Consider the following 25,913-nt stretch of genomic DNA (forward strand, 5'->3'; position numbering starts at 1 on the left):
GGTGGGCCTACGCGACCGCCGCGACCGCGAGCGCCCCGGCGACCACGGCCAGGGGCGCGAGGACCAGGCCCTGGCGCACGAGCGGCCACCAGCCGACCTCGCGGAAGCCCATCCAGTGCCGTGAGCACTGGACCCACCAGAGCACGGTCGCGACCGAGGCCCACGGCGTGATCAGCGGGCCGGCGTTCACCCCGACGAGGAGCGCCGCGAGCCGCGCGGGGTCGCCCGCGGCCGCGGGCTCGAGCGCGAGGTAGGCGGGCAGGTTGTTGACCGCGTTGGCTGCGACGGCCCCCGCCCCGGCGACCTGGAGCAGGTCCCCGGTCCCGTTCCCGGTCCCCGCGAACCGGGCGAGCAGGTCGCCGAGGCCGTGGACCTGCCACGCCTCGACCGCCACGAAGAGCGACGCGACGACAAGCACGGTCCGCCACGGCACGAGCTCTCCGACGGGGGCCACGAGGTCGCGACGCCGCACGAGCGTCACGGCCAGGAGCAGCACGGCCCCGGCCAGCGCGACGAGCGCCACGGGCAGCCCGACGGCGAAGCACACCCCGAGCGCGACCGTCACCAGCGCGGCCAGCGGCAGGAGCACGGGGTCCCGCTCCGTGGTGGGCGCGACCGCGTCGAAGGTCCCGCGCAGGTCCCGGTGGTGGGCCACGAACAGGTAGAGGACCGTCACGGCGATCACGACCAGGGCGGGCAGCCACATGGTCGCGGTGTACGAGGTCCCGGGCTCGAGCCTCGCGAAGCGGTGGGCCGCGAGCAGGTTCGTCAGGTTGGAGACGGGCAGCAGCAACGACGCGGTGTTGGCGAGCGCGAGGACCGTGAGCGCGAAGGGCAGGGGCCTGCTCCCCGTCCGTCGCGCGAGGGTCAGGACCACGGGCGTGACGAGCACGGCCGTGGTGTCGAGCGAGAGCACGATCGTGCACACGCACGCGAGCAGGACCACGAGGCCCCACAGCCGTAGACGGCTCCCCCGGGCGAGCCGGACCGCCCAGGAGGCTGCGGCGTCGAACAGGCCTGCGGCCGCGCACATCTCCGCGACGACCGTGATCGCGACGAGGAACAGCAGGATCGGCCCGACCCGCTCGGCCAGCTCCCCGGCCGCGTCGAGCGGGAGCCACCCGACCGCGACGACGATCCCGGCCAGCACGACGGCGACCGACCACAGCGGCACGCGCACCCGACGACCGGCCATCCGACTCTTCCCTCCCGGCACCCCGTCTCGTCCCGCGCACCGCTACCCGACGAGCGGCTGGGTCACTATCGCACGCGCCGCGCCGTCTGCCACGGGCGTCGCGGGCTTTCGCACCCGCCTCGCAGCGTGCAGAGTCGGGGTATGACGGACGGGACGCGGTTGCTGGTGCTGGGCGGGACGGAGTTCGTGGGTCGGGCGGTCGTCGACGACGCCCTGGCCCGTGGCTGGGACGTCACCATGTTCCACCGGGGGACGCGCGACGCACCGCCCGGGGTGCGGGACCTGCGCGGCGACCGCTCCGCCGTCGGGGGCCTGGACGCCCTGGCCGCGGGCGAGTGGGACGTCGCGGTCGACACGTGGTCGTGGGCGCCGAGCGCGGTGCGCGACGCCGCGCGCCTGCTCGACGACCGCGTGGGCCGGTACGTGTACGTGTCGAGCCGGTCGGTCTACACGTACCCGACGGGCGCGGGCCTCGCCGAGGACGCCCCCGTCGTGGAGGCCTCTCCCGACGACGGCGCCGACGTCGACTACGCGCGCGCCAAGCGCGGCGGCGAGCTGGCCGTCGAGGAGTCGTTCGGGCACCGCGCGATCCTCGCGCGGGCGGGCCTGATCCTGGGGCCGTGGGAGAACGTCGGGCGCCTGCCGTGGTGGTTGCAGCGCGTCGCGCGCGGCGGACCCGTGCTCGCCCCCGGGCCGCGCGAGCTGCCCCTGCAGTACGTGGACGCGCGCGACCTCGCGGCGTTCGTGCTCGACGCGACCGAGCAGGGCCTGAGCGGGCCGTTCAACGTCGTGAGCCCCAGCGGGCACGCGACCATGGGCGAGCTGCTCGACGCGTGCGTGGCCGCGACCGGCTCGGACGCCGAGCTGCGCTGGACCGCTCCCGACGTGATCGAGGCCGCGGGCATCGCGCCCTGGACCGAGCTGCCCGTCTGGCTCCCCCCGGGCGAGCTGCACGACACGCTGCACCGCGGCGACGTGTCGCGCGCGATCGCGGCGGGCCTGCGCAACCGGCCTGTCGAGGAGACGGTCGCGGACACGTGGGCCTGGTTGCAGACCCGGCCCGACGGCGGAGCCCCCCAGCGCGCGGACCGCCCCCGGGTGGGGCTCGACCCGGACAAGGAGGCGCGGGCGCTCGCGCTCTGACGGCCCCGGGACGGCACAAGTTGCCGACGCGACGTTGGTATCCTTACCGACAAGGCGTCGGCAACCCGTGCCGGCCCGGAAGGAGCACCATGTTTCTCGCGTGGCGCGAGCTGTCGTTCGCGCGCTCACGATTCGCCCTGATGGGGGGTGTCGTCGCGCTCGTGTCCGTGCTCGTCGTCCTCCTGTCGGGCCTGTCCTCGGGACTCGTCAACGACGGCGTGTCCGGCCTCAAGAAGCTGCCCGTCGCGGCCTTCGCGTTCGGCGCGGACACCTCCGTCGACTCCGCGTTCTCCCGCAGCACGGTCGACCGCGAGCAGGCCGAGCACTGGGCCGCCCGCGACGACGTCGCCGACGCAGCACTGTTCGGCAACCAGCTCGTCAACGCCGAGGGCCCCGGCGGCGAGGCCGTCGACCTGGCCCTCTTCGGCGTCGAGCCGGGGTCGTTCGTCGCGCCGTCCACGGCCGACGTGGCCACCGGGGAGATCCTCGGGGACCCGCACGGGATCGTCGTCAGCGAGACGGTGGCCGACCTGGGCCTCGGCATCGGGGACACCGTGACGATCGAACGGCTCGGCACCGAGCTCACGATCGTCGGCGTGCTCGACGGGCAGCACACGTTCGGGCACGTCGACGTCGCCTACGTACCGCTGACGACCTGGCAGGAGATCCACGCCGGCGCGACCGACGCCGCCGAGGTGCGTCCCGAGGCGTACGACGAGGCGACCGCCGTCGCGCTCGCCCCCGCCGACGGCACCGAGATCGACCTCGCGGCCGGCGACGCCGCCGCGGGCACCACGGCCGTCTCGCTCACCGAGTCCTTTGACGGGTCGCCGGGCTACGCGGCCGAGACGCTCACGCTCAACCTCATCCAGGTCTTCCTCTATGCGATCTCGGCCCTCGTCGTCGGTGCGTTCTTCACGGTCTGGACCATCCAGCGCAAGCACGAGATCGCCGTGGCCCGCGCCATGGGCGCCTCGACGTCGTACCTCGTGCGCGACGCCCTCGGCCAGGCGGCGGTGCTCCTCGTGGTGTCCACCGCGGTGGGCATGGTCGCGGGCGTGGGCTTCGGCGCGCTGCTCACCTCGACCCCCATGCCGTTCGCCCTCGAGGCCGGGCCCCTCGCGCTCGCCGCGGTGCTGCTCGTCGGTCTCGGCCTCGCGGGCGCCGCCGCCTCGGTCGGTCGCATCGCCCACGTCGATCCCCTGACGGCTCTCGGAGGCCAACGATGACGCACCCCACCCAGCAGATCGCAGACACGTCCGCGCCGACCGGCGCCGGGCTCGTGCTCGACGACGTCTCCCTCACGCTCGGCGACGGCGACTCGACCGTCAGGGCCCTCGACCACGTGCACCTCGACGTCGCACCGGGCGAGCTGCTCGCGGTGCTCGGCCCCTCGGGGGCAGGCAAGTCGAGCCTCCTCGCGGTCGCCGGGGCACTGACCCGGCCGACCTCGGGGACGGTCCGCATCGACGGCGCCGACATCTCGGCCCTGCCCTCGTCCGGCCAGGCCGCGCTACGACGCGAGCGGATCGGCTTCGTGTTCCAGTCCGGCAACCTCCTGCCGGCGCTGACCGCGCTCGACCAGCTCCGGTTCGCGCTCCACGTCTCGGGCGGGAAGGACCGGGGGCGCGACCCCCTGACCCTGCTCGAGCAGGTGGGCATGGGGCACAAGGCCGGCCGACGACCGCACGAGCTGTCCGGCGGAGAGCGACAGCGCGTGGGGATCGCCCGTGCCCTGGTCACCGCGCCCGCGCTGCTCCTCGTCGACGAGCCCACGGCGGCCCTCGACCGTGCGCGCAGCCACGAGGTGGTCCGGCTGCTCGCAGCAGAGACCCACGAGCACGGCGTCGCGACCGTCATGGTGACCCACGACCACGACGTGCTCGAGCACTGCGACCGCGTCGTCCACATGGAGGATGGGAGACTGAGCGCTTGATCCACGCTTCCCTGCCCCGGGCGGGGCAGGGAAGCCACCGTGAGGAGAGCCGTGCCCCGCATCAGCGCCCCGACCGTCGCCGAGCACCGTGCGGCGCAGATGCGCGTGCTCCTCGATGCCGCCCGGTCGCTCCTCGCCGAGACGGGCCGACCGCCGACGTTCGCGGCGCTCGCCGAACGTGCGGGTCTGGCCCGCCCCAGCCTGTACCAGTACTTCCGGTCGGCGGACGACCTGCTGCTCGCCATGGTCGAGGACGTCTTCCCCCGGTGGTCCGCCACGGTCGCACGAGCCATGGACGCGGCTCCCGACGACCGCGACCGCGTCGTCGCCTACGTCCGCGCGAACCTCGAGCTCGTCGCCCAGGGCGAGCACGCCCTCGCGACGGCCCTCGCGACCATCGGTCCGACGAACGCCGTGATGGAAGGTTCTCGCGCCATGCACGACGAGCTCGTGCGGCCGCTGGGTGACGCGCTGCAGGCGCTCGGGGCCCGAGACGCCGCCCGCTCGGCGGAGCTGGTCAACGCGGTGGTGAACTCCGCCTCACGCATGATCGAGTCCGGCACCCCCCTCGACGACGTGTGGAGCAGCGTCGAGGAGCTCGTCGCACCGTTCCTCGACCGTCTGGCCGACGAGCGAGGCGACGCTCAGGGCTTGAGGTAGTCGAAGATCAGCGTCGTGCTCGTGCCCGCGACCTCGGGGCGCACGCTCAGCGTGCTCGCGACCAGGTCGCGCAGCGCGGCCGAGTCCCGCACCGCGACGTGCACCATGAAGTCGCGGTCCCCCGTCACGAAGTAGATGCCCTCGACGTTCGGCAGGCCCGCGAGGTAGTCGCGGAACGCCGTGAGCCCCGAGCGGGCGTGCGAGTGCAGGCGGATCGCGATGAGCGCCTGGAGGCTGCGCCCCATGGCCGCGGGGTCCACCTCGGTGCGGAACCCCTGGATGACCCCGCGCTCCTGGAGCGAGCGGATGCGCGTGTGGCACGTCGACGGCGCGATCCCCACGGCGTCCGCGACGGCCTTGTTCGTGGCCCGCGCGTCGGCCTCGAGGAGCGCGAGGATGCGGCGGTCGGTCTCGTCGAGGACCACGGCCTGGACGTGGGCCGCCCCGGCCCGAACGTCGTTCGGCATGCTCGCCCTTTCGTCCTGCTCGGCAGAAGGATGTTCGTGGAGCGGGCCAGTTGCCGAAGATCGGGCTGCTCGCCTTGAACCCTACCGAAGATCCCTCCAACATTGGAGGTGAGGCGCAACCCGTCTCCCACGACCCGGCCTCAGCATCCTCGAGGCCGGGTCGAATTCGTCCCAGGGCAAAGGAGCCCCGATGGCCACCCCGTCTCGCACCACCCCCACCGGTTCACGCGCTCCCCGCACGGCAGTCGTCGTCGGGGCAGGCATGGTGGGTCTCGCGACCGCCTGGCACCTGCAGGAGCGCGGTGTCGAGGTCACGGTCCTCGACCGCGAGGGCGTCGCCGCAGGCTCGTCGTGGGGCAACGCCGGCTGGCTCACGCCCGGCATGGCCATGCCGCTCGCCGACCCCACGCTGTGGACCTACGCCCCCAAGGCGCTGCTCGACCCGGCAGCGCCCCTGCACGTCCCGGCACGGCTCGACCCGCGCCTGTGGTCGTTCCTCGCACGCTTCGCGGCGCACGCGAACAGGCGCGCGTGGGACCGCGCCATGGCGGCGCTCACCCCGATCGACCGGCTCGCGCTCGACGCGTTCGACGAGCTCAGCGCGCACGGCGTCGCCGCGCGCTCGACCCCCGGGCCGTTCGTCATCGGGTTCGAGGACGAGAGGCAGGCCGCGCCGTTCCTCCACGAGATCGCCCAGGTCGAGGCTGCGGGGCAGGTGGTCCCGCTGCGACGCATCGACCAGCCCGACGGCGCAGCTCACCGCTCCGGTCCGTCGCACCCGGACGCGGGTCTGGGCACCGGCGCGAGCGATGCCGTCGGGCACGCCACCCCCGCGACACGGCCAGGCGGGGGCCGAGAACCTGGGGCGAGCGGCGCCGTCGGGCACGCCTCCGCCTCGACGTCCCCGGACGCGAGCCGAGCACCCGGAGCGAGCGGCGCCGTCGGACGTCCTGCGCAGCTCACCGACCGCGTGCGCGCGGTCTACGCCCTCGAGGGCCAGCGGTTCATCGAGCCCGGGCCGTTCGTCGGCGCGCTGGGCGACGCGGTCTGTGCGCGCGGCGGGCGCATCGTGACCGGTGCGACCGTCACCGGGCTGCGCGCCCAGGAGGGGCGTGGCGCGCAGGCGCTCGTGGACGGGCAGGACCCCGTGGTCGCCGACGTCGCGGTCCTCGCGACCGGTGCCTGGCTGCCCGGGCTCGCGCGACCGCTCGGCGTGCGCACGCTCGTCCAGGCCGGGCGCGGCTACTCGTTCACGGTCAAGACCGACCTGCCCGTCGAGCAGCCGATCTACCTGCCGTCCCGCCGCGTCGCGTGCACGCCGTACCAGGGGCGGTTCCGCATCGCGGGGACCATGGAGTTCCGCGGTCCCGACGAACCGTTCCAGCCGCGGCGCATCGACGCGATCCTCGCGTCGGTGCGCGACCTGTTCCAGGGCGTCGACCTCGACGACCGGCACGACGAGTGGGTCGGCTCCCGGCCCGTGACCCCCGACGGGCTGCCGCTCGTCGGTGCGACGCGGGCTCCCGGCGTGTACGTCGCGGGCGGGCACGGGATGTGGGGCATCGTGCTCGGCCCCGCGACGGGCAGGCTGCTCGCCGAGCAGATCGTGACGGGGACGGTGCCGCAGGAGATCAGGGCGTTCGACCCGCTGCGGTGAGGTGGCACGGGCGTTCGGCGGCCCGGTTGGCCACCCGGTAGCCGGGCCACCGAGAAGTGAGTAGATGCCCCTGGATCGCCCGGATCAGGGGCATCTACTCACTTCTCGGCGAGAGCGCCGGTTGATTTCACCCGTTCGCGCGCCTGCGTCCTGCCACGTCCACGGTCCGGCCGACCTCTCTACCCTCAGGGGCAGGGCCAGCAGGTCCGCCGGGCGACGGCTCGGCGCAACCACGACGAGGTGGCCGACATGCGCGCTCGATCAGCTCTTCCGCTCCTCTCCGCCCTCGCCCTCAGCACCTTGCTCCCGCTCGGCGCGAGCGCCCAGGCAGCTGTCGACGAGTCGCCGCCGCCCTCGTGCCAGAACGTGATCGAGCTGGCGACCTCCCATCGTCCGAGCGCAGCGCTCGTCGCCGCGGCCCAGGTCGAGGCCGCAGGTGAGACTGCCTGCGACGCCACGGTCCTGGCCGAGGCCGAGGGGTCGGTCGCCGAGGCCGCGGTGCTCCTGCGTCGGGCACAGGGGCTGGACGCGGAGGCCGGCCGCGTCGCCACCGACACCGAGGCGGCAGCCGAGCTCCGCAGCGCAGCCGACACCTCCTACGCCCGGGCGCTCGCGCTCGACCTGGGGCTGACTGCAGCGTTCGACGGACTGACGTCGGACCCGGGGTCCGAGGCCCCGCCGGCCGAGGCCGCAGTGGCCGCCGCCCGGCTCGTCGACCTGGGCCACCGCGCCGAGGCCCGCGAGCTGCTCCTCACGGCGGTCGAGGAGGGCAAGGTGGACCCGAAGAAGCTCGACCAGGCCCTGCAGGACCTGTTGGCCCCGAGCCCTCCGGAGACCGTCGTGGACTGGTGGGACGAGGACGGCAGGACGTGGCTCACGGTCGTGGCCTGGTGCCTCGCAGGGCTCGCACTGATCTACCTCGTGCTGTGGACGTGGGTCCGTCGCCCGCCCTACCGGATCGACCCCGCGACCCAGGCAGTGACCGCGGGGAAGGCCGACGACGTCGCCCAGGCATGGGCCGAGATGCTCCCGCGCCGGCTCGACGACCTCGCCGAGTCGACACCTGCCATGCGGATCTCGACGGGCCCGGACACCGACCTCACGCTCCCCGACATCGACGGGATGCCGTCGGGCTTCAAGGCCGTCGTGGAGTTCTGGACGTGGTTCCGACGTCTGCGCGTGCGGCACGTCTCGGCCCTCCTGCACGACGAGGGCGGGAAGGTCGGTGTGACGGTGTCGATCAGGAAGCGGTCCGGCAGGCTCCTCGAGACCCGGACGCTCCACCCCCTGGACGACACCGCCCCCGTCGAGCGGGCGACGTACCTCGGCCTGCTGCCACAGGCCGCCGTCTGGATCGCGTTCCAGACCACCGTGAAGCGCCACCGGGTCGCCGTGCTCGGGACGAGGTCCGAGGTCGCGGTCCTCCGTTTCGCCGACTCCGCCGCGCTCCTCGCCGCCGGCGACAAGGGGGCCGCCCGCCAGGCTCTGCTCCGGGCGCGCGCCGCAGATCCCCAGATGCTCGCGGCCCGGCTCAACCTCGCGGTCCTCGACCTCCGGAGGGAGGGCGACGATCCGGCCGCCGCCCCGCAGGACTGGCAGGTGCGACTCGGGGCGCTCCACGGCGTCGAGCAGGCAGCGTCGGCACGGCTCGACGAGCTCTTCGGCTATGCCCCGCACGTCCTCCCGGCCGCACGCGACCGGTGGCTGAGGGAGGCGGTCCGGTGCCGCGCGACCATCATGCGAGCCTGCTACAACCGGGCGATCAGCAGCCTCAACTGGTCGGCCGCTGGTGGTACGGGCGAGATGCGGCACGACCTGGCAGCGGCGTTGGAGTCCACGAGGAAGGCCGCCGTCGACCTGCGCGAGAGCACCCCGCGGCGGGCGCGGTGGGACGCTATCCGACGGACCGCGCACAACGTCGAGCGCCACGCGGAGCTCATGCGCCGAGGGCATCTCGACCCAGGTCCGGCCGTGTTCCTGTCCGACGCCTCGCACCAGCTCACGACGATCGAGCCCGACTGGGGGGCCGCCTACCCGGACGTCCTCCCGGGCTGGGTCGACTACGGCATCGCCTGTATCGCGGCAACCGTGGTGCCGCCCGACCCGGGGGCGCCGACCAGGCAGGCCGCCGTCGCGCGCGTGCAGTCGTGGTTGGACCGCGCCTTCGCCAAGCAGCCCGGGCACTACGTCTCGGCCGCTCGACGCGACCCGTTCTTCGCGCACCTCGTGCCCGACCCACCTGAACGGGCCAGCGCCGGACCCCGACCGGCGCCGAGCGGTCCGACGACGGAGGTGTGAGCGAGAAGTGAGTAGATGCCCCTGGATCGCCCGGATCAGGGGCATCTACTCACTTCTCGGCGAGAGCGGCCGACCCGCGCACCACATCGGCCGGCGCCGCATCGACCCTGATGGCCTCGAGGTAGTCCGCGATCGCGTCACGGTTCCTCGTGAGGGTTTCGATGCGCTCGGTCATCCGGGCCAGCTCGGTCTCGAGCAGCGCGATCTTGTCCGGGAACGCGTTCTGCAGGTGGATCTCGCGGGGCTGGTTGAGGCAGGGCAGCAGCTCGGCGATGATCCGCGTCGGGAAGCCCACCTCCAGCAGGCCCCGGATCTGGAGCACCCGGTCGACGAGGTGCTCGCCGTACTCGCGGTAGCCGTTCTCCTCGCGCTGCGGGGTCAGGAGCCCCTGCTCCTCGTAGTACCGCAGCAGGCGTGTGGCCGTGCCGGTGCGGCGGGACAGCTCGCCGATGCGCATGTGATGCACCCCTCTCGCGGGTCGGGCTTGACCTTCACACCCATGTCAGACATTCATGCTAACCCTATGACCACGTGCACCACTCCGACCGAGCCGTCGACCGACGCTCCCCCGACGTCCACCGCGTCTGTCTCGCCCGCTGCGCTCGCCACGCCGGCGGGTCCCTCGACGTCCGCTGCGCCCCCTGCGCCCCGGACGACCACGCTCCCCGACCGGACCGACGCGCCCGCGGACGCTCCGCCGTCGGGCACGCGCTTCCCCCTGCTGCCCCTGCTCGCCCTGGCCGCGACCGGGTTCGTCACGCTCCTCACCGAGGTGCTGCCCGCAGGTGTGCTGCCCGCGCTGGGCGCCGACCTCGGCGTGTCCGCGAGCGCCGCCGGGCAGACTGTCACGGTCTTCGCGATCGGGGCGATCGTCGCCGCGATCCCCCTCAGCCGCGCCACGGCCCGCTGGCCCCGGCGCCGCCTGCTGCTCACGACGATCGCCGGGTTCGTGGTCGCCAACACCGTGACGGCCGTGTCGTCGAGCTATGCGCTGACGCTCGGCGCGCGCTTCGCGGCCGGGCTCGTCGCCGGGCTGACCTGGGCCCTGCTCGCCGGGTACGCACGGCGCCTCGCCGCGCCGGAGCAGGCCGGGCGGGCGCTCGCGATCGCGATGGGCGGGGCGCCACTCGCGCTGGCTCTCGGCGTCCCGGCCGGGACCGCGCTGGGCGCGACCGTCGGGTGGCGCTGGGCGTTCGGCGCCATGACGATCCTCAGCCTCGGGCTGGCGGCGTGGGTGCGCTGGGGCGTGCGGGACTTCCCGGGCGAGCCGCGCGGCACCCAGGTGCCGATCGGGCGGGCGCTGCGGCTGCCCGGCGTCGCGCCGGTCGTGGTCGTGACGGGCCTGACGGTCCTGGCCTACAACGTGTTCTCGACCTACGTCGCGGTGTTCCTCGAGGACGTCGGGCTCGGCGCGCAGACCGGGGTGCTGCTCGCGGTGCTTGGTGCGACGTCGTTCGCGAGCCTCGTCGTGATCGGCGCCCTGATCGACACGCACCTGCGCGTCATGACGGTCCTCGCCGCTTCGCTCCTGGGGGCCGCAGGCCTGACGCTCGCGGTCGCGGCGGACTCCCCCGTCGCGGTCTACGCCGCGGTCGCCGCGCTGGGCTTCGCGTTCGGCGGCAGCGGGACCCTGTTCCAGACCGCGCTCGCGCGGGCCGCCGGTCCTGCCGCGGACGTGGCGCAGTCCGCATTCGTCACCTCGTGGAACGGGGCGCTCGCGCTGGGCGGGATCGTGGGCGGCGTGGTGCTGGGTGCGGGCGGGTCCGGTGCGCTGCCGTGGGCGACGCTCGCGCTCGCGGTGCCGGTCGTGGGGATCGTGCTGGGGGCGCGGCGGCACGCGTTCCCGGGTGGCACGGGGGGCACTGGGGGCGTGCGGCCTACCGAGAAGTGAGTAGATGCCCTTGATCCGCGGGGATCAGGGGCATCTACTCACTTCTCGGCGACGCGGGCGGCAGCAGCAGCTCAGCCGTTGAACGTGTCCGGGTCCGGCCCGATCCGGCCGTCGGTCCGGTCGAGCCCGTCGATCGCCGCGACCTGCTCGGCCGACAGCTCGAAGCCCAGCACGTCGAGGTTCGCCGCGATGCGCTCGGGCGTGACCGACTTGGGGATCGCGACGGTCCCGGCCTGCAGGTGCCAGCGGAGCACGACCTGCGCGGGCGTCACGCCGTGCGCGTCGGCGATCGCCCCCAGGACCGGGTCACCCAGCACCGTGCCCTGGCCCAGCGGGCTCCACGCCTCGGTCACGATCCCGAGCTCGCGGTGGCGCTCGCGCAGGGCGCGCTGCGCGAATGCCGGGTGCAGCTCGACCTGGTTCACGGCCGGTGTCACGCCCGTGGCCGCGATGATCGCGTCGAGGTGCGCGGGCTGGAAGTTCGAGACCCCGATCTCGCCGACGAGCCCCGCCTCGCGCAGCGCGACGAGCTCCTCCCACGCCTCGACGTACCGGCCCAGGCCCGGTGCGGGCCAGTGGATCAGGTACAGGTCGAGGCGGTCGAGCCCGAGCAGCTCGAGGCTCTTCTCGTACGCGGGGCGCACGGCCTCGCGCGACAGCGAGTCGATCCACAGCTTGCTCGTCACGAAGACCTCGTCACGGGGCAGGCCCGACGCCGCGATGCCCGCGCCGACGCCCGCCTCGTTGCCGTAGACCGCGGCGGTGTCGATGCTGCGGTAGCCCGCGTCCAGGGCGAGCGAGACGGCCTGGGCGGTCTCGCCGTCGGGCACCTGGAAGACGCCGAAGCCGAGCTGCGGGATGCTCGTCCTGCCGGGCAGTGCGACCGCGGGGACGGTGGTGGTGCTGGTCATGGTTTCTCCTGAGGGTGGCGGGGGCGGCGGGTCAGGCCGCGGGGACGGTGGTGAGCGGAGCCGGGGTGGGCGTCACGGCCGTGCGCCGCTCCTGGAGCGTCGCGACGCCCAGCGCCACGACCGCGAGCAGCGTGAGCGCGGCGCCCGCCCACAGGGGCGAGGTGAAGCCGAGCCCGGCCGCGATGGCCAGGCCGCCGATCCACGCGCCCAGCGCGTTGCCCACGTTGAACGCGGCGATGTTGGCGCCGGACGCCATGGTCGGGGCGGCCTGCGCGTGGCCCATGATGCGCATCTGGAGGCCGGGGACGGTCGCGAACCCGAACGCCCCCATGAGGAACAGCGAGACCAGGGTCATGACCTGGCTCGTCGCGGTGAGCGCGAAGACCGCGAGGATCACGGTCAGCACGGCGAGGATCACGAGGAGGCTCGTGGTCAGGTACCGGTCCGCGGCCTTGCCGCCCAGGAAGTTGCCGACGAACAGCCCCACCCCGAACAGCACGAGCAGCCAGGGCACGCTCGTGGTCGCGAACCCACCGACCTCGGTGACCGTGAACGCGATGTAGGTGAACGCGCCGAACATGCCGCCGAACCCGAGCACGGTCACGAGGATGGACCACCAGACCTGCGGGTTGCGGAAGGCTGCGAGCTCGGTCCGCAGGGACGGGGTGCCCGACGGCGTCGCTCCCGCCGGGAGGGCGGGGTCGCCGTGCGCGGGGGGCGTCGAGGTGGTGCGGGCGGCCGCAGCGCCGTGCGCGCCGGACGCCCGGCGCGTGGACGGCACGAGCAGCAGGATCCCGACGAGCGCGACCACGCCGATGGCCGTGATGGCCCAGAACGTCGAGCGCCAGCCGTACTGCTGGCCGAGGAACGTCCCGAACGGCACGCCCAGGACGTTGGCGGTCGTGAGGCCCGCGAACATCATCGCGATGGCGCCCGCACGCTTGGAGGGGGCGACCATGTCGGCCGCCACGACCGCGCCGATCCCGAAGAACGCACCGTGGCACAGCGCCGCGAGGACGCGTCCGGCGAGCAGCAGCTCGTAGGTGGGGGCGAGGGCCGAGACCAGGTTCCCGGCGATGAACAGGATCATGAGGCTGCCGAGGACCGTCTTGCGGTCGAGGCGGATCACGGCGGCCGTGAGGCCGATCGCGCCGACGGCGACCGCGAGTGCGTAGCCCGAGATGAGGTAGCCGGCGACGGCCTCGGTCACGCCGAACTCTGCCGCGACCTCCGGCAGAAGTCCCATGATGACGAACTCGGTGAGCCCGATCCCGAAGCCCCCGACGGCGAGGGCGAGAAGACCCAGCGGCATGCGCTGCTCCTTGTCTGTGTCAGGCACCGCGCGCCGCAGCGTGTGTGCAACAACCGGCGCGTGCAGTAGTTGCAGGCGCCTCCTAAATAGTTGCACGCGCCGGTAGTTCACACAAGCGGTATAGTTGAGAGCGACGTCACGACAGGCACAGGAGGCACGCATGGGCATCGGGGACGACGCGGTCGAGATCCGCTCGCAGGGCTGGCGCACGCTCGCTGCGCTGCACGGCATCCTCGACGCCGCGCTCGAACGAGCGCTCCAGGCCGGCCACGGGCTCTCGGTCGTCGAGTACACCGTGCTCGACGCGCTCTCGCGCCAGGACGGCTGGCACATGCGCATGCAGCAGCTCGCGCGGGCCGCGGCCCTGAGCAGCAGCGCCACGACCCGCCTGGTCAACCGCCTCGAGGACCGCGGCCTGCTCACGCGCATCCTCTGCCAGGACGACCGCCGCGGCATCTACACCGAGCTCACCCCGCAGGGTGAGCAGCTCCTGCGCCAGGCCCGGCCCACCCACGACGCGGCCCTCGAGGAGGCGCTCGACGAGGCCTGCCAGGTCGAGGAGCTCGCACCCCTCGTCGCGGCCCTGCACGAGCTGCCGGTCGAGCTGCCGGTCGAGCCGTCGGCGAGCACGACCCCCGTGGGCGCGACGGCCTGACCCGGGGGGTCCGCCGGGCACCTGACAATCCCCCGCCGATCTGGGACCCTCGTCCCCATGGGGGACATCATGACGACGCCGGCAGGGCACCACAGCCGGGACGACCTGACCTTGCTCGACCCCGCGGACGCCCCGCCGTTCGGACCGTACGCACGGTGGTCGCGGCGCGTTGTGGCCTTCCTGCTCGACAACGCGATCCTGGCCGGGCTCATGTTCGTCGTCGTCGGCCCCGGCCTCGCCCCGAGCATGCTCCCCGGTCTCGACAACGACGGAAGTCTCGGCCTCGCGATCGCCGACCTCCGGTGGTCCGAGAGCGCGTGGATGCTCGGCGCGGTGCTCACGACGACGCTGCTCCAGGCCTACACCGGCGCGACGCCCGGCAAGCGGGCCGTGGGAATCGTCGTCGTCAACCGGGACTCGGGGCGACCCGTCGGGCTCGTGACCACGGTCCTGCGCTGGCTCGCGCACTTCCTCGACGCGATCTTCTGCATCGGCTACCTCCGTCCGCTGTGGGACGCGGAGCGCCGCACGTTCGCCGACAGCCTCCTCTCGACGGTCGTCGTGCAGTCCCGCTCCCCCGCGCCGCACCCGTGGATCGCTCCCCTCGTGCGACCGGGGCGACCGGGCGCACGGGTCGTCACCGCGAGCGCCGTCGTCCTGTGCACCGCAGGCGCCTTGTTCACGGTGGGCCCCACCTCGTCCACGAGCGGCAACTTTGCGTCGTCGGCCATGTGCACCACGGGCGACCCGACGACCGGACCCGGCATGCCGCAGATCAGCGAGGCGACCTTCACCTCGGCCGGTACGGGCACCATCTCGCGCTGGGGAGTCACCCACCCGCTGCCGTCCACGGGCGAGAGGTCGGAGATCACCCTCGCCTGGGACGGCAGCCTCCCGGCCGACGCCGACGTGTCGCTCGAGGCGGTCCTCACGAGCCCGGACGGCAGCCGGCTCGAGTACTCGAGCCGGCTCGACACCGACGGCACCGGCTTCGGTGCGGACCCGACGAGTCCCGGGACGATCGAGATCCCCGCGAACGACCTCCTGGGCATCGACGCAGGGTGGAGCTGGCGCGTGCAGATGCGCGTGGACGGTGTCGCGATCCCGGGGTGTGGCGGCCGCGTGCCCTTCTGACCCCGGCCCCTGGCGACACCGGCCCAGCAGCATTCCCCTCACCCGCCGCCCCGCCGCTTCGCCGAGCCGAACGCCCCGGCCCGCCCTAGGGTGTGGGCCATGAGCCCCCTCGCCCTGTTCGAGGTCTCCCTCGACTGCCCTGTCCCTCGTGACCTCGCGGAGTTCTACCGTCGCCTCCTCGGCTGGGAGTACGTGCCGGGCCACGAGACGTCGGACCCGGACGGCGACGAGTGGCTCGCGATCGTGCCGCCCGGCCCCGGCCCACGGCTCGCCTTCCAGCGGTCCGACGCCGAGGTCCCGCCGTGGCGGACGGGCGCGCGGGTCCACTTCGACGTCGCGGTCCCCGACCTGGACGCGGGCCACGCGCACGCGGTCGCAGCCGGTGCTCGGCCGCTGACCGGGACCCCCGCCGAGGAGGGCCACGCCGACGACCCGTTCCGCGTCTACGCGGACCCTGTGGGGCACCCGTTCTGCCTGACGCTGGTCGCGGCGCCCGCGCCGGCTGCTCCGACCGCGCCCGGTGCAGCCGAGGAGTCGACACGATGAACGCCAAGAAGATCGGCCTGGTCCTGCTGCTCGTGGCCCCCATGGTCGCGCTCATGCTCTCGCCGTGGAAGCACGACGGCACGCTCGTCTACCTGGGGATGCTGCCCGCGGGAGTGGGCCTGCTCGTGGGCCGGGGCCCCGCGCTCGTGGCGGGGCCGCTCACGGCGGTCTGCATGGCGATCGGCGTCTCGCTGAGCGACTGGCCCCTCACGGGGGCTCTCTTCATGGCTGTCCTCGGGGCGTGCGTGGGCCTGTCCGCGGTCAAGGGGTGGCACGGTATCGGCGGGTTCGTCGGCCCGCAGACGGCGTTCGCCCTCATCGGCGGACCGCTCGTGGCCCTGCCCGCGGGCACGGTCAGCGCCTCGTCGTCGGCCGGAGCGCTCTGGGCCATGGCCGGCTGGGTCGCGTTCGGCGGGCTGTGGACCGCGATCGTCGGCGGGTTCCTCACGCGGGGCATGCACCTGCCCGGCCCCAAGCCCGTCCCGCAACGTGCCGCGACGTACTTCGCGGTCGCGCTCGCGATCCTCACGGGCGTGGCGACCTACGTCGCGATGGGCTGGATCGACTCGCCGAACTCCTGGTGGCTGCTGCTCACGCTCTTCGTGATCGTCCAGCCGTACTTCGCGGCCACGCTCTCGCGCACGGCCGCGCGGGTCGGTGGGACGCTCGCCGGTGCGGTGCTCGCCGGGCTGGTCGCGCACCTGCTCAGCGGTTCGCCCGGCGTCCTGTCCGCCGTGGCGCTCCTGCTCACGGGGGCAGCGGCGTGGGCGTACCTCAAGCGTCCGTACTGGGTCTTCACGCTCTTCCTCACTCCCGCGGTGATCCTGCAGACCTCGGGCGGCAAGGACGTGCTCCTCTCGGCAGACCTCGAGCGCACCCTCTTCACAGCCGCGGCGGCCGTGGTCGCGGTCGCGGTCCTCGCGGTGGGGCACGGGATCCTCTCGGCCCGCACACGCACCACGGCCTGACTACCGTCACCGGGCTCACCGGTCACGGCCCGCCCGCGGTCGGCCAACGCGCGCCGTCCCGGCCCGTCCGCCCTACTGTGACCGTATGACCGCTCGGCGGATCGCCCTGGCGCTGGTGCTCGTCGCTCCGGCGGTCGGGCTGCTGCTCTCGCCGTGGCGCCCCGACGGCACGCTCGTCTACCTGGGGATGCTGCCTGCGGGGCTGGGTCTGCTGTTGAGCCGCCGGGCGGCCCTGACCGCGAGCCTCCTGACCCCCGCGAGCATGCTGGCGGCGACCGCTCTGCGGGACCTTCCGCTCGGCGCGGCTCTCTTCATGCTGGTGCTCGGCGCCGCAGTCGGCCTGTCCGCGGCGGTCGGGTGGCACGGGATCGGGAGCCTGGTCGGTCCGCTGGCCGCGTTCGCCCTGCTCGGGACGCCGCTCGTGGCCCTACCGTCCGGCACGGTGAGCGCGGTGAGCTCGCCTGCGGCGATCGCCACGATGACGGGGCTCGTCACGTTCGGCGGCCTGTGGACGACGTTCGTGGGCGGTGTCCTCGCGCGCAACGTCCGGGGGATCGGTCCTCGCCCCGTCCCGCGTCCGGCGTCGGCGTACTTCGGCCTGACCCTGGGGATCCTGGCCGGTCTCATCACCTACACGGTCGACGACTGGACCGACGCCCGGAACCGGTGGTGGCTGCTGCTCACGGTCTTCGTGATGATCCAGCCGTACTTCACCGGGACGCTCCGGCGCGCGGGCGCCCGCGTGGTCGACGTCCTGGCCGGCACCGTCCTCGCCGCGATCGTCGCGCACACGCTCGACGAGCTCCCCGTGGTGCTCGTCGTGGTCGCGCTCGCCCTGACGGGGTTCGCGGTGCGTGCTCTGCTGCGGAGCCCGTTCTGGGTCGTGCCGCTCTTCCTGACGCCCGCGGTGGTGCTCCTCACGTCGGGCGGCGAGGACGTCCTGGTCGCCGCGGACGTCGAGCACGCCGCGTTCATCGTGGCTGCCTCGTTGGCGACGGTCCCGATCCTCGTGATGGGCTGGCGCATCATGGCCGCCGCTCCGCTGGTCCCCACCTGACGGGCGCGCCGTCGGTGGCCGCCGGGAACGCGGCCGGCCCGACGGCGCCGCTCACCCCGCCAGCGCGACGTCCGGTCCCGCGAGGACCAGCCGGACCGCGCACACCGCCGCGACGGCCATACTCAGCGCGAACGGCAGCCGGCTCGTGGTCCGTCGCACGGCCACCACGCCCGCGGACACCGCGAGCACGACCGCGACCGTTCCGGCCGCCCACGCGACCGCGGTCGGTGGTCCGGGCGGCCCGAGCACCACGACCCCGACCGCCGTGACGAGCACCGCCGGCGCCAGCACGCTGGCCCCCGTCCGGCCGAGCCGGTGCGGCAGCCCCCGGACCCCGGTCGCCCGGTCGTCCTCGAGGTCGGGCAGCGTGTTCGCGACGTGCGCCCCGACGCCCAGGAGCGCGGTCGCGGTCATGGCCCAGGGGGCCGCGACCCGGTCGCCGGGCGAGGCGAGCACCACGAACAGCGGCAGGAGCCCGAACGAGATGGCGTACGGAGCCCAGGACCACACGGTCGACTTGAGCCACGCGTTGTAGGACCACGCGCTCGCGACGGCCACGAGGTGCACCAGGCCCGCGACGAGCCCGGTCGCGAGCGACAGCACCACGCACGCCGCTGCCGCACCGAGCGCGGCCGCGTGCACCTGCCGCACCGAGACCAGCCCCGCGACGACGGGCTTGTCCGCCCGATCGACGGCCCGGTCGCGGCGCGCGTCGAGCCAGTCGTTGGACCACCCGACCGAGAGCTGTCCGGACAGGACCGCGGCGGTGACGAGCGCCGTCGTGCCTGCACCCGACCCGACGCCCGCCGCGAAGAAGCCCGCGAGGACCGTGACCACGACCGTGGGCCCCGCATGGCTCGCGAGCGCGAGCCCCCGCAGCGTCGTCGTCGCTGCTCGCGTCATCACGATGCCTCCACCCGCCCGACGCTAGCAACGCGCGGGCCGCGCGTCCCCGTGACACGATGCGGGAATGTCGCGGTTGCTCGCGGTCGCTCCGGTCCTGCCGGGGCCCGCGCACCCTCAGAGCGAGATCACGGACACGATCGGGCCCCTGCTGACCCGCTCGCCCGCGACCCGCGCCGTGCTCCGCAGGCTCCACGCCGCGTCCGGCGTCGAGACCCGCCACACGGCCCTGCGCCTCGACGAGTACGCGGGGCTCACGTCGTTCGGCGAGGCCAACGACCACTTCATCCGGGTCGGCACGGACCTCGCCGAGGAGGCGTGCCGGACCGCGCTCGACGACGCGGGCATCGACCCCGGCGAGGTCGACTTCCTGCTCTTCACCTCGGTCACCGGGATCGCGGCCCCCTCGATCGACGCGCAGCTCGTGACCCGCCTGGGGCTGCGGACCGACGTCAAGCGGCTGCCGTCGTTCGGGCTCGGCTGCGTCGCGGGCGCCGCGGGGATCGCGCGCGTGCACGACTACCTGACGGGCCACCCGCAGGACGTGGCCCTGCTCGTGTCGGTCGAGCTGTGCTCGCTCACGCTCCAGCACGGTGACGACTCCATGGCGAACCTCGTCTCGACCGGGCTGTTCGGCGACGGCGCGACGGCCGTGGTCATGGTCGGGGACGCGCACCCCGCGGGCCGCACACCTGGACGGCCCGACGACGCCGCACGGGCCCCGAGGCCACGTGGCTCCCGGGCGGCGCGCACCACGGCAGCAGGTGCGGCGCCCCGGGGCGTCGAGGTCGTCGACACCCGCAGCCGCCTCTACCCCGAGACGGCCGACCACCTCGGTTGGACGATCCGCGACAGCGGGTTCGGGATCGTGCTGTCCGCGGGCCTGCCGGAGGTCATCGCGGCCCACCTCGCGGGCGACGTGAAGTCCCTGCTCGTCGAGCACGACCTGACGACCGAGGACGTCGGGACCTGGGTCGTGCACGCGGGCGGGCCGCGCATCCTCGACGTCGTGCGCGACTCCCTGGGGCTCGACGAGGCCGACCTGCGGCACAGCAGGGAGTCGCTCGCCGCCGTCGGGAACCTGTCCTCCTCCTCGGTGCTGCACGTGCTCGCCGCGACCCTCGCGGCGCACGACGTCTCGCCGGACGGGGGCGCAGGGCCGCACGGTGTCCTCATGGCGTTCGGCCCCGGGGTCTCGGCCGAGCTCGTGCTCCTGCGCCGGACCGCGTCGCTGGAGGGTTGATGCTCGCCTTCTTCTACGTCGTGCTCGGGGCGACCGCGCTCGAACGCCTCGCCGAGCTCGTGGTCTCGGCGCGCAACGCAAGGTGGTCGTTCGCGCGCGGGGGCGTCGAGACCGGCCGGGGCCACTTCCCCGCGATGGTCGCCCTGCACACGGGCCTGCTCGTCGCGTGCGTGGTCGAGGTCAACGTCGCGGACCGGCCGTTCCTCCCGTGGGTCGGGTGGCCCGCGTTCGCGCTCGTGCTCGCGAGCCAGGCGCTGCGCTGGTGGTGCATCGCCTCGCTCGGGCCGCGCTGGAACACGCGCGTCATCGTGGTCCCCGGTCTGCCGTGGGTCGACAAGGGCCCGTACCGCTGGATCGCCCGGCACCCCGGGCAGCGCTGGTTCCGGCACCCCAACTACCTCGCGGTCGTCGTCGAGGGCTTCGCGCTCCCCCTCGTCCACTCGTGCTGGACCACCGCGCTCGTGTTCACGGTGCTCAACGCCGTGCTGCTGCTGCGGTTCCGGCTCCCGGCCGAGGAGCGCGCGCTCGACGCGCTGCCGCACGCGTGAGGACGGGCACCCATGGGACGAGACGTCGCGAGGCGGGCACGAGCCGACGGGGCGACGACCGGCCCGGGTGCACCATGAGCGCAGGCGCAGCATGACCGACACCGACGTCCTGATCGTGGGCGGCGGCCCGATCGGTCTCGCCGCCGCGATCGAGGCACGGCTCGCGGGATACGACGTCGTCGTGGTCGAGCCCCGCGAGGGCCCCGTCGACAAGGCGTGCGGCGAAGGCCTCATGCCCGGCGCGCTGCTGGCCCTCCATGCCCTCGACGTCGACCCCGACGGACACGTCCTGCACGGCATCAGCTACCGCGACGCCCACCGCCACGCCGACCACCTCTTCACGGACGGGCCGGGCCGGGGCGTGCGCCGCACCACGCTGCACGCCGCGCTCGCCGAGCGCGCGGCCGCCCTGGGCGCGACGACGGTCCGCGGCCGGGTCGAGCAGATCGAGGAGGGGGCGGGGTCGGTGACCGCGGCCGGGATCAGCGCGCGCTGGCTCCTGGGCTGCGACGGGCTGCACTCGACCGTCCGGCGCCTCGCGGGGCTCGAGGTGGGCGCCGACGCCCACGCGCACGAGTCGCTCCTGGCGCGCGCGCACCACGACACCGACGCTGCAGGTGCCGAGGCGCGGGACACGGGCTCGCTCGCCGCCGGGGTGGCGCCGTCGGCCGCCGGCACCGCGGACCCGGCCGCTCCGCCTGGCTCGGGTCTGCCCGCTCCGCCCGGCTCGGGCCTGCCCACTCCGCGTGCCGCTGCTCTACCGACTCCGCGTGCCGCTGCCATACCCACCGAGCTCGGCGGCACCGCCCCACCCGTCCGCCCTGGGCCCGACCCGCGGCGCCGCTTCGGCCTGCGCCGCCACTTCCGCGTGCCCGCGTGGACGGACCTGGTCGAGGTCCACTGGGGAGACCGCGTCGAGGCGTACGTGACGCCCGTGGCGCCGGACGTCGTCGGGATCGCGATGCTCGGCCCCACCGGGACGCACTTCGACGAGGCCCTCGCGGGGTTCGCCGAGCTGAGCGAGCACCTGCGGGGCGCCGAACCGCTGGGCCCGGTCCGCGGGGCGGGCCCGCTCAGGCAACGGTCCCGAAGGCGCAGCACGGGCCGGGTGCGCCTCGTCGGGGACGCCTCGGGGTACGTCGACGCCCTGACGGGCGAAGGACTGCGGGTCGGGCTCGCGCAGGCGAGCGCCGCCGTCGGGCACCTGGACGACCCCGACGCGTACGAAAGCGACTGGACCCGCGTGACGCGTGACTACCGCGTGCTGACCTCGGGGCTCGTCGCCTGGGCGACCTCGCCCGCCAGGCGAGCGATCGTGCCGCTCGCGGCGCACGCGCCCTGGCTCTACGGGAGGGTCGTGGAGCGGTTGGCGCGCTGACCGGTGCCGTCGGGACCCTGCCGGACGTCCTGTCGTGTGCCGTCACGCGCGACCTCTCGCGCGACCATGTACTCGCTTGCCCACACGCCGACCGCAGCGAGGGCGACCACCCAGGTCTCGGTGAACCGGAACGCCAGGTACACAGCCACCAGGAAGAGCAGCAGCACGGCCACCCAGACCCCGGTCCGCGACGGGGCGTCGGCGGCGCCGACGACGTGCTCTCCCCGACGACGGACCACCGCACCGAACGTGAAGAGCCCACCGGGCACCCCGGCCAGAGCCATCACGAGGACCAGGAACGGGACGTCGAGAAGCGCGCCCGTGACCACACCCCCGACAGACATGACGAAGGCCGAGTACCACGAGAGCCGTCGGACCTTCTCGTTCAGCCGCTGCATGCCCGCGAGCGCCCGGTCCTGGTCGATGGTTTCCCCCTCGTCATGGTGCCGTCGAGCCAGCAGAGCGACGGGTCGAGGCTCCTTCGCCCTCCGACGTGGTGACACTACTCCTTGAGCTCGAAGAAGATCGCGTGGGTCGCCGTCGACCCCGTGTTCTCGCCCACGTGCACCTGGTCGGGCAGCCAACGCGTCTCACCAGGTTCGAGCGAGACCTCCATGACGCGGTCCCCCGCCGAGATGCGGCGTTCGAACCCGCTCAGGGTGTACATGACGCTGTCGGGGTGGTGGTGCGGGTGCGTCCGGGTCCCCGGCACGTCGCGGTACTCCAGCACGCGCACCCGCTCGTTCTCGAAGATCGTCCGGTAGTGGTCCGGGTCGGTCACGGTCGGGTCGTCCGGCGCGGTGCTCTGGTCGTGTCCCATGCTCGCCTCGGAAGGTCGAGGCCCGCCGTCGGCAGGCGCTCCCTCGATCGTCCCACCGCGGGCGCTCGTCGCACGCCGACCGGCACGCAGGGCCTCGACGGCGGTCCGCCACGTCGCGTCCGTGCACGGCGCAGGACCGGTCAGCGAGCAGAGACGCCGTTCGCCCGCGCCCACGCGACCGCCTCGGAGCGCGTCGAGACACCGAGCTTGCGATAGATGCTGCGCAGCTGGGACTTGACCGTGTTGCGCGTGACGAACAGGCGCGCGGCGACCTGTTCGAGGGTCGCGTCCTCCGACAGGTTCGCCAGGACGACGAGCTCGCGCCGCGACAGCGCGACGTCCTCCTCGACCTGTGGTGGCTCGGGTGACACTCGCTCGGTGATGGACATGATTCCTCCGCTCCGCCGGCCGCCCGCAAGTCCATGTCACGGTCGAGCCAGTGCTGTCTATATGGGAAGAGACAGCCGGATCGGGGATCATGACGCGACTTTCCGTCATCTCGTCCGGGGAGCGCGCCGCGAGGCCCTGCGAGCACGTCAGGAGAACGTGGTCGAGGTGGTCGACGAGGCCTCAGGCCGCTGTCAGGCGCAGTCCCCGCGCGACCGCGAGCAGGCAGCCCGCGCACAGCACCGCGACCACCGCGAGGAGCACGGTGTACCCCGCGAGCGCCGTCGCACCGGCCAGGACCACGGGCAGCAGGAAGCCCACGTAGGACAGGCTGTAGTAGACGCCCGTGAGTCCCGCGAGGTCGGTCGGGGTCGCGATGGCCTGGACCTCGATCAGGCCCGCGACCACGCAGATCCCGTACGCGGCCCCCAGCGTCACCGCCGCGACGCCGCCGAGCACGGGCGACAGGACCGCGCCGTTGGTCGCGGCGAGGACCATGCCGACGAGCATCAGGACCATGCCGACGACGATCGCGCGCCCGCCCGTGCGGACGTTGATCCCCTTGACGAACGGCTGGACCGCGGCGCCCGTGCCCAGCGTCAGGACCGTCAGCAGCGTCGCGTACGCGAGCGACAGGTCGCCCGTCTGGTCGGACACGAGCTGCGGCATGACCGCGTAGGCGATCCCGGCGGCCCCGAAGATCCATGGCGCGGCAGGCACCACGACCCGCACGAACCGGCGGTGGTGCGCGACGGGGACCCGCAGGTCGGCGAGGAGCGACGTCGTCGAGCGATGACCCCCGATGGTCTCGGTCGCGGTCGCGAGCAGTGCGAGGGCGAGCACGCTCAGGACCACGTGGCCGACGTAGGGCGTGATCGTGGGCCACGGCCCCCACTGGGCCAGCGCCCCCGAGACACCGGCGCCGACCCCGAACCCCAGGGTGAGTGAGAGGGACGGGCGCCGCGCACCCGCGGTCGCGTCGGCGACCAGGTCGAACGGCGCGCTCGACAGCTCCTTGACCCAGCTCGTGCCGACCGACATCGCCACGCCCACGCTCAGGCCCGCGAGGAGCCGGCCCAGACAGATGACGAGCTCGCTGCCGAAGCCCAGCGCCAGCAGGACGCTGGCCCCGATCCCGCCCAGGACCCCGACGACGGCGAGCGGCTTGCGCCCGTACCTGTCGGACAGCGGGCCGGCGACGAGCAGGCCGGGCACGAGCCCCACGACGTACATGCCGAGGAACAGGTCGACCGTGACCACGGAGTAGTTCCCGAGGTCCTGGTACATGTGCAGGAGGGGCGTGAAGTGGTTGCCACCCCAGGCCATGACGACGAGGGCCGGTGCGACACGCAGCCAGCCGGGGAGCACGCGAAGGCGGTTCATGATCTTTCTCGAGGGACGACGAAACGGGTGGAACGGGTGGAACGGGTCGTGCGGGTGGTCGGCGGGACGTCAGCCGTAGTTGCCGCGCTGGACGTGCGCGCGCAGCGCGGCCTCGTAGGCGTCCGCGTCCCCGGCGCGGGCGAGCGTCGCGAGCTCGCGGTGGTCGGCCAGGAGGCGCGTGGGGGAGGTCGCGTCGCGGCGCACGGCACGGTGCGTGAGGAGCTCGAGGCGCGGGCCGAGCTGCGTGAAGAGGTCCTCGATCACGTCGTTGTCCCCGGCCCGGATGACCCGGGAGTGGAACGCGAAGTCCGCCTGCGAGAACGCGAGCAGGTCGCCGTCGTGCTCGGCGACCACCTGCTGGGCGACGAGGTCGTCGAGGTCGCGCGCGACGCCGTCGGGCAGGGGCTGCCCGCCCAGGGCGCGGATCGCGGACGACTCCAGCATGATCCTGACCGCCAGGAGGTCCGCGACCTCCTTGTCCGGGACCGAGGCGACCACCGCGCCACGCTTGGGGAACAACGTCAGCAGGCGGCACGTCTGGAGCTGGAGGAACGCCTCGCGGACCGGGGTGCGGCTGATACCGAGCTCGTCGGCCACCTCGCCCTCGGTGAGGAGCGCCCCGGGCGCGATCTCCCCGGTGATGATCGAGGCGGACACCGCGGCGAACGCACGCTCGACCGCGCTGGGGGCCAGATCCTCGGGCTTCTTGCGGGGCGACATCTTTCGACGATAACACCTTAGATGCAAGGGGGCATCTAAGGTGCTCGTGCAACGGAGGGGTCACGGTCCGCGCGCCGGTTCGCCCACCCCGGCCACGACGCATAGCCTCGTCCGACCAGCCGACCCCACCGGACGGAGCCTTCCGTGCAGAAGACCGGCAACGACCCCGACGAGTTCCTCGCCAACGTCCCCGAACGATTCCGCGCCGACGCCCTCCAGCTCGACGCCGCGATCTCGGAGGTGATGGCGGGCCGGTCCCGGGTCCTGTGGGAAGGGGTCTTCTGGGGCGGGACCGACCAGAAGATCATCGGGTACGGCGACCTGCTCCAGGCCCGCCCCCGCGGCGGGAGCGTCGAGTGGTTCGCGGTCGGGCTCGCCGTCCAGCAGAACTACCTCAGCGTGTACATCAACGCCGTCGAGGACGGGCAGTACGTCGCCCAGAAGTACGCCGAGACCCTGGGGCGCGCCAAGATCGGCAGCTCGAGCGTGGGGTTCAAGGCGCTCGCGGACATCGACCTCGAGGCGCTGCTGCGCCTCGTGCGGATCGCGCGCGACCAGACGGCGTAGCGCGGCGGGGCGGCGCGAGCCGGGCACCGGGCGGGCACCGGCTGGCCGAGAAGTGAGTAGATGCCCCCGGATCGCCGGGCGGACGCGGGGCCGATAAAGGGGCGGGTGGGCGCGCCGGGTGGGGGCGCCCCCCC

General features: G+C 73.8%; 27 protein-coding genes. 16 read left to right on the forward strand and 11 right to left on the reverse strand.

All coding sequences use genetic code 11. The features are described 5' to 3' along the window. Positions 1-7: 7 nt before the first annotated feature. Positions 8-1,195 carry an SLC13 family permease gene (locus ACFWGN_RS02110; RefSeq protein WP_377615473.1) on the reverse strand — a complete coding sequence of 396 codons (1,188 nt, stop codon included), beginning with the start codon at positions 1,193-1,195 and terminating at the stop codon, positions 8-10. A 141-nt stretch (positions 1,196-1,336) separates the two neighbouring features. Between ACFWGN_RS02110 and ACFWGN_RS02115 the strand changes: the two genes are divergently transcribed. The 4 genes from ACFWGN_RS02115 to ACFWGN_RS02130 all read left to right on the forward strand — a co-directional run bounded on the left by ACFWGN_RS02115 (position 1,337) and on the right by ACFWGN_RS02130 (position 4,934). Then, entirely contained in the window at positions 1,337-2,338 is a 1,002-nt protein-coding gene (locus ACFWGN_RS02115) for an NAD-dependent epimerase/dehydratase family protein (RefSeq protein ID WP_377615474.1), read from the forward strand. An 89-nt stretch (positions 2,339-2,427) separates the two neighbouring features. Continuing rightward, the gene (locus ACFWGN_RS02120; RefSeq protein WP_377615475.1) at positions 2,428-3,567 is read left to right on the forward strand and encodes an ABC transporter permease; all 1,140 of its coding nucleotides are present in this window, start codon (positions 2,428-2,430) and stop codon (positions 3,565-3,567) included. Next, positions 3,564-4,274: an ABC transporter ATP-binding protein gene (locus ACFWGN_RS02125; protein WP_377615476.1), complete on the forward strand. Its 711-nt coding sequence runs from the start codon at positions 3,564-3,566 to the stop codon at positions 4,272-4,274. The genes ACFWGN_RS02120 and ACFWGN_RS02125 overlap by 4 nt, the downstream gene beginning before the upstream one ends. A gap of 51 nt (positions 4,275-4,325) precedes the next feature. Then, positions 4,326-4,934, forward strand: a complete 609-nt coding sequence (locus tag ACFWGN_RS02130) for a TetR/AcrR family transcriptional regulator (protein WP_377615477.1) — start codon at positions 4,326-4,328, stop codon at positions 4,932-4,934. Here the strand turns inward: ACFWGN_RS02130 and ACFWGN_RS02135 are convergent. Further along, positions 4,919-5,401 carry an Lrp/AsnC family transcriptional regulator gene (locus ACFWGN_RS02135; RefSeq protein ID WP_191801589.1) on the reverse strand — a complete coding sequence of 161 codons (483 nt, stop codon included), beginning with the start codon at positions 5,399-5,401 and terminating at the stop codon, positions 4,919-4,921. The two genes, ACFWGN_RS02130 and ACFWGN_RS02135, sit on opposite strands and share 16 nt — an antisense overlap. A 190-nt stretch (positions 5,402-5,591) precedes the next feature. Here ACFWGN_RS02135 and ACFWGN_RS02140 point away from each other — a divergent pair, with 190 nt between their 5' ends. Both ACFWGN_RS02140 and ACFWGN_RS02145 read left to right on the forward strand, forming a co-directional pair. Beyond that, positions 5,592-7,058: an FAD-dependent oxidoreductase gene (locus tag ACFWGN_RS02140; protein ID WP_377615478.1), complete on the forward strand. Its 1,467-nt coding sequence runs from the start codon at positions 5,592-5,594 to the stop codon at positions 7,056-7,058. Positions 7,059-7,307: 249 nt separating this feature from the next. Further along, positions 7,308-9,356, forward strand: a complete 2,049-nt coding sequence (locus ACFWGN_RS02145; RefSeq protein ID WP_377615479.1) for a hypothetical protein — start codon at positions 7,308-7,310, stop codon at positions 9,354-9,356. 49 nt (positions 9,357-9,405) lie between these two features. Here the strand turns inward: ACFWGN_RS02145 and ACFWGN_RS02150 are convergent, their stop codons facing one another. Then, a complete protein-coding gene (locus ACFWGN_RS02150) occupies positions 9,406-9,813 on the reverse strand; it encodes a MerR family transcriptional regulator (RefSeq protein WP_377615480.1) in 408 nt (135 codons plus the stop codon). Positions 9,814-9,879: 66 nt separating this feature from the next. Here ACFWGN_RS02150 and ACFWGN_RS02155 point away from each other — a divergent pair, with 66 nt between their 5' ends. After that, the gene (locus ACFWGN_RS02155; RefSeq protein WP_377615481.1) at positions 9,880-11,247 is read left to right on the forward strand and encodes an MFS transporter; all 1,368 of its coding nucleotides are present in this window, start codon (positions 9,880-9,882) and stop codon (positions 11,245-11,247) included. Between the two features lie 71 nt (positions 11,248-11,318). Here ACFWGN_RS02155 and ACFWGN_RS02160 read toward each other — a convergent pair whose 3' ends face one another. Together ACFWGN_RS02160 and ACFWGN_RS02165 are read right to left on the reverse strand one after the other, a co-directional pair. Beyond that, positions 11,319-12,158, reverse strand: a complete 840-nt coding sequence (locus ACFWGN_RS02160) for an aldo/keto reductase (RefSeq protein WP_377615482.1) — start codon at positions 12,156-12,158, stop codon at positions 11,319-11,321. Positions 12,159-12,189: 31 nt separating this feature from the next. Continuing rightward, on the reverse strand, positions 12,190-13,470 hold the full coding sequence (locus ACFWGN_RS02165) for an MFS transporter (RefSeq protein ID WP_377615483.1): 1,281 nt from the start codon (positions 13,468-13,470) through the stop codon (positions 12,190-12,192). A 160-nt stretch (positions 13,471-13,630) separates the two neighbouring features. Here ACFWGN_RS02165 and ACFWGN_RS02170 point away from each other — a divergent pair, with 160 nt between their 5' ends. From ACFWGN_RS02170 to ACFWGN_RS02190, 5 genes are all read left to right on the forward strand, one after another. Beyond that, positions 13,631-14,125, forward strand: coding sequence for a MarR family winged helix-turn-helix transcriptional regulator (locus tag ACFWGN_RS02170; protein ID WP_377615484.1), 495 nt, complete (start codon positions 13,631-13,633; stop codon positions 14,123-14,125). Positions 14,126-14,182: 57 nt separating this feature from the next. After that, on the forward strand, positions 14,183-15,259 hold the full coding sequence (locus tag ACFWGN_RS02175; protein ID WP_377615485.1) for an RDD family protein: 1,077 nt from the start codon (positions 14,183-14,185) through the stop codon (positions 15,257-15,259). A 99-nt stretch (positions 15,260-15,358) separates the two neighbouring features. Beyond that, the gene (locus ACFWGN_RS02180; protein WP_377615486.1) at positions 15,359-15,805 is read left to right on the forward strand and encodes a VOC family protein; all 447 of its coding nucleotides are present in this window, start codon (positions 15,359-15,361) and stop codon (positions 15,803-15,805) included. Next, positions 15,802-16,773, forward strand: coding sequence for an FUSC family protein (locus tag ACFWGN_RS02185; RefSeq protein WP_377615487.1), 972 nt, complete (start codon positions 15,802-15,804; stop codon positions 16,771-16,773). Before ACFWGN_RS02180 ends, ACFWGN_RS02185 begins: the two co-directional genes overlap by 4 nt. Positions 16,774-16,858: 85 nt before the next feature. After that, positions 16,859-17,830: an FUSC family protein gene (locus tag ACFWGN_RS02190; protein ID WP_377615488.1), complete on the forward strand. Its 972-nt coding sequence runs from the start codon at positions 16,859-16,861 to the stop codon at positions 17,828-17,830. 51 nt (positions 17,831-17,881) lie between these two features. Here ACFWGN_RS02190 and ACFWGN_RS02195 read toward each other — a convergent pair whose 3' ends face one another. Beyond that, positions 17,882-18,733 carry a UbiA family prenyltransferase gene (locus ACFWGN_RS02195; RefSeq protein ID WP_377615489.1) on the reverse strand — a complete coding sequence of 284 codons (852 nt, stop codon included), beginning with the start codon at positions 18,731-18,733 and terminating at the stop codon, positions 17,882-17,884. Positions 18,734-18,800: 67 nt separating this feature from the next. Here ACFWGN_RS02195 and ACFWGN_RS02200 point away from each other — a divergent pair, with 67 nt between their 5' ends. The 3 genes from ACFWGN_RS02200 (at position 18,801) to ACFWGN_RS02210 (ending at position 21,902) form a co-directional block, all read left to right on the forward strand. Next, positions 18,801-19,976 carry a type III polyketide synthase gene (locus ACFWGN_RS02200; protein WP_377615490.1) on the forward strand — a complete coding sequence of 392 codons (1,176 nt, stop codon included), beginning with the start codon at positions 18,801-18,803 and terminating at the stop codon, positions 19,974-19,976. Beyond that, positions 19,976-20,524 (forward strand): isoprenylcysteine carboxyl methyltransferase family protein, encoded by a 549-nt coding sequence (locus tag ACFWGN_RS02205; RefSeq protein ID WP_377615491.1) that lies wholly within the window; start codon positions 19,976-19,978, stop codon positions 20,522-20,524. The genes ACFWGN_RS02200 and ACFWGN_RS02205 overlap by 1 nt, the downstream gene beginning before the upstream one ends. Before the next feature lie 91 nt (positions 20,525-20,615). Continuing rightward, positions 20,616-21,902 (forward strand): FAD-dependent monooxygenase, encoded by a 1,287-nt coding sequence (locus tag ACFWGN_RS02210; protein ID WP_377615492.1) that lies wholly within the window; start codon positions 20,616-20,618, stop codon positions 21,900-21,902. Here the strand turns inward: ACFWGN_RS02210 and ACFWGN_RS02215 are convergent. The 5 genes from ACFWGN_RS02215 to ACFWGN_RS02235 form a co-directional block, all read right to left on the reverse strand. Next, complete coding sequence (locus ACFWGN_RS02215; protein WP_377615493.1) at positions 21,869-22,300, reverse strand: hypothetical protein; 432 nt, start codon at positions 22,298-22,300, stop codon at positions 21,869-21,871. The two genes, ACFWGN_RS02210 and ACFWGN_RS02215, sit on opposite strands and share 34 nt — an antisense overlap. A gap of 104 nt (positions 22,301-22,404) precedes the next feature. Beyond that, the gene (locus tag ACFWGN_RS02220) at positions 22,405-22,722 is read right to left on the reverse strand and encodes a cytoplasmic protein (RefSeq protein ID WP_377615494.1); all 318 of its coding nucleotides are present in this window, start codon (positions 22,720-22,722) and stop codon (positions 22,405-22,407) included. A gap of 140 nt (positions 22,723-22,862) precedes the next feature. Beyond that, positions 22,863-23,111, reverse strand: a complete 249-nt coding sequence (locus tag ACFWGN_RS02225) for a LuxR C-terminal-related transcriptional regulator (protein WP_377615495.1) — start codon at positions 23,109-23,111, stop codon at positions 22,863-22,865. Between the two features lie 181 nt (positions 23,112-23,292). Further along, positions 23,293-24,492, reverse strand: coding sequence for an MFS transporter (locus ACFWGN_RS02230; protein WP_377615496.1), 1,200 nt, complete (start codon positions 24,490-24,492; stop codon positions 23,293-23,295). 69 nt (positions 24,493-24,561) lie between these two features. Next, entirely contained in the window at positions 24,562-25,212 is a 651-nt protein-coding gene (locus ACFWGN_RS02235; RefSeq protein WP_377615497.1) for a GntR family transcriptional regulator, read from the reverse strand. Between the two features lie 144 nt (positions 25,213-25,356). Here ACFWGN_RS02235 and ACFWGN_RS02240 point away from each other — a divergent pair, with 144 nt between their 5' ends. Next, complete coding sequence (locus ACFWGN_RS02240; protein WP_377615498.1) at positions 25,357-25,779, forward strand: hypothetical protein; 423 nt, start codon at positions 25,357-25,359, stop codon at positions 25,777-25,779. The last annotated feature ends 134 nt before the right edge of the window (positions 25,780-25,913 follow it).

The organism is Oerskovia sp. NPDC060338 (assembly GCF_042726295.1).
Taxonomy (GTDB): Bacteria; Actinomycetota; Actinomycetes; order Actinomycetales; family Cellulomonadaceae; genus Oerskovia; species Oerskovia merdavium.

Bases quoted from the DNA above. Each gene is read 5' to 3' on its own strand.
- ACFWGN_RS02145 (WP_377615479.1), top strand. From the start codon at position 7,308: ATGCGCGCTCGATCAGCTCTTCCGCTCCTCTCCGCCCTCGCCCTCAGC.
- ACFWGN_RS02175 (WP_377615485.1), top strand. From the start codon at position 14,183: ATGGGGGACATCATGACGACGCCGGCAGGGCACCACAGCCGGGACGAC.
- ACFWGN_RS02135 (WP_191801589.1), bottom strand. From the start codon at position 5,401: ATGCCGAACGACGTTCGGGCCGGGGCGGCCCACGTCCAGGCCGTGGTC.
- ACFWGN_RS02230 (WP_377615496.1), bottom strand. From the start codon at position 24,492: ATGAACCGCCTTCGCGTGCTCCCCGGCTGGCTGCGTGTCGCACCGGCC.
- ACFWGN_RS02205 (WP_377615491.1), top strand. From the start codon at position 19,976: ATGCTCGCCTTCTTCTACGTCGTGCTCGGGGCGACCGCGCTCGAACGC.
- ACFWGN_RS02185 (WP_377615487.1), top strand. From the start codon at position 15,802: ATGAACGCCAAGAAGATCGGCCTGGTCCTGCTGCTCGTGGCCCCCATG.
- ACFWGN_RS02115 (WP_377615474.1), top strand. From the start codon at position 1,337: ATGACGGACGGGACGCGGTTGCTGGTGCTGGGCGGGACGGAGTTCGTG.
- ACFWGN_RS02195 (WP_377615489.1), bottom strand. From the start codon at position 18,733: ATGACGCGAGCAGCGACGACGACGCTGCGGGGGCTCGCGCTCGCGAGC.
- ACFWGN_RS02215 (WP_377615493.1), bottom strand. From the start codon at position 22,300: ATGCAGCGGCTGAACGAGAAGGTCCGACGGCTCTCGTGGTACTCGGCC.
- ACFWGN_RS02190 (WP_377615488.1), top strand. From the start codon at position 16,859: ATGACCGCTCGGCGGATCGCCCTGGCGCTGGTGCTCGTCGCTCCGGCG.
- ACFWGN_RS02120 (WP_377615475.1), top strand. From the start codon at position 2,428: ATGTTTCTCGCGTGGCGCGAGCTGTCGTTCGCGCGCTCACGATTCGCC.
- ACFWGN_RS02155 (WP_377615481.1), top strand. From the start codon at position 9,880: ATGACCACGTGCACCACTCCGACCGAGCCGTCGACCGACGCTCCCCCG.
- ACFWGN_RS02125 (WP_377615476.1), top strand. From the start codon at position 3,564: ATGACGCACCCCACCCAGCAGATCGCAGACACGTCCGCGCCGACCGGC.
- ACFWGN_RS02220 (WP_377615494.1), bottom strand. From the start codon at position 22,722: ATGGGACACGACCAGAGCACCGCGCCGGACGACCCGACCGTGACCGAC.
- ACFWGN_RS02170 (WP_377615484.1), top strand. From the start codon at position 13,631: ATGGGCATCGGGGACGACGCGGTCGAGATCCGCTCGCAGGGCTGGCGC.
- ACFWGN_RS02165 (WP_377615483.1), bottom strand. From the start codon at position 13,470: ATGCCGCTGGGTCTTCTCGCCCTCGCCGTCGGGGGCTTCGGGATCGGG.
- ACFWGN_RS02160 (WP_377615482.1), bottom strand. From the start codon at position 12,158: ATGACCAGCACCACCACCGTCCCCGCGGTCGCACTGCCCGGCAGGACG.
- ACFWGN_RS02225 (WP_377615495.1), bottom strand. From the start codon at position 23,111: ATGTCCATCACCGAGCGAGTGTCACCCGAGCCACCACAGGTCGAGGAG.
- ACFWGN_RS02140 (WP_377615478.1), top strand. From the start codon at position 5,592: ATGGCCACCCCGTCTCGCACCACCCCCACCGGTTCACGCGCTCCCCGC.
- ACFWGN_RS02110 (WP_377615473.1), bottom strand. From the start codon at position 1,195: ATGGCCGGTCGTCGGGTGCGCGTGCCGCTGTGGTCGGTCGCCGTCGTG.
- ACFWGN_RS02150 (WP_377615480.1), bottom strand. From the start codon at position 9,813: ATGCGCATCGGCGAGCTGTCCCGCCGCACCGGCACGGCCACACGCCTG.
- ACFWGN_RS02200 (WP_377615490.1), top strand. From the start codon at position 18,801: ATGTCGCGGTTGCTCGCGGTCGCTCCGGTCCTGCCGGGGCCCGCGCAC.
- ACFWGN_RS02210 (WP_377615492.1), top strand. From the start codon at position 20,616: ATGACCGACACCGACGTCCTGATCGTGGGCGGCGGCCCGATCGGTCTC.
- ACFWGN_RS02235 (WP_377615497.1), bottom strand. From the start codon at position 25,212: ATGTCGCCCCGCAAGAAGCCCGAGGATCTGGCCCCCAGCGCGGTCGAG.
- ACFWGN_RS02180 (WP_377615486.1), top strand. From the start codon at position 15,359: ATGAGCCCCCTCGCCCTGTTCGAGGTCTCCCTCGACTGCCCTGTCCCT.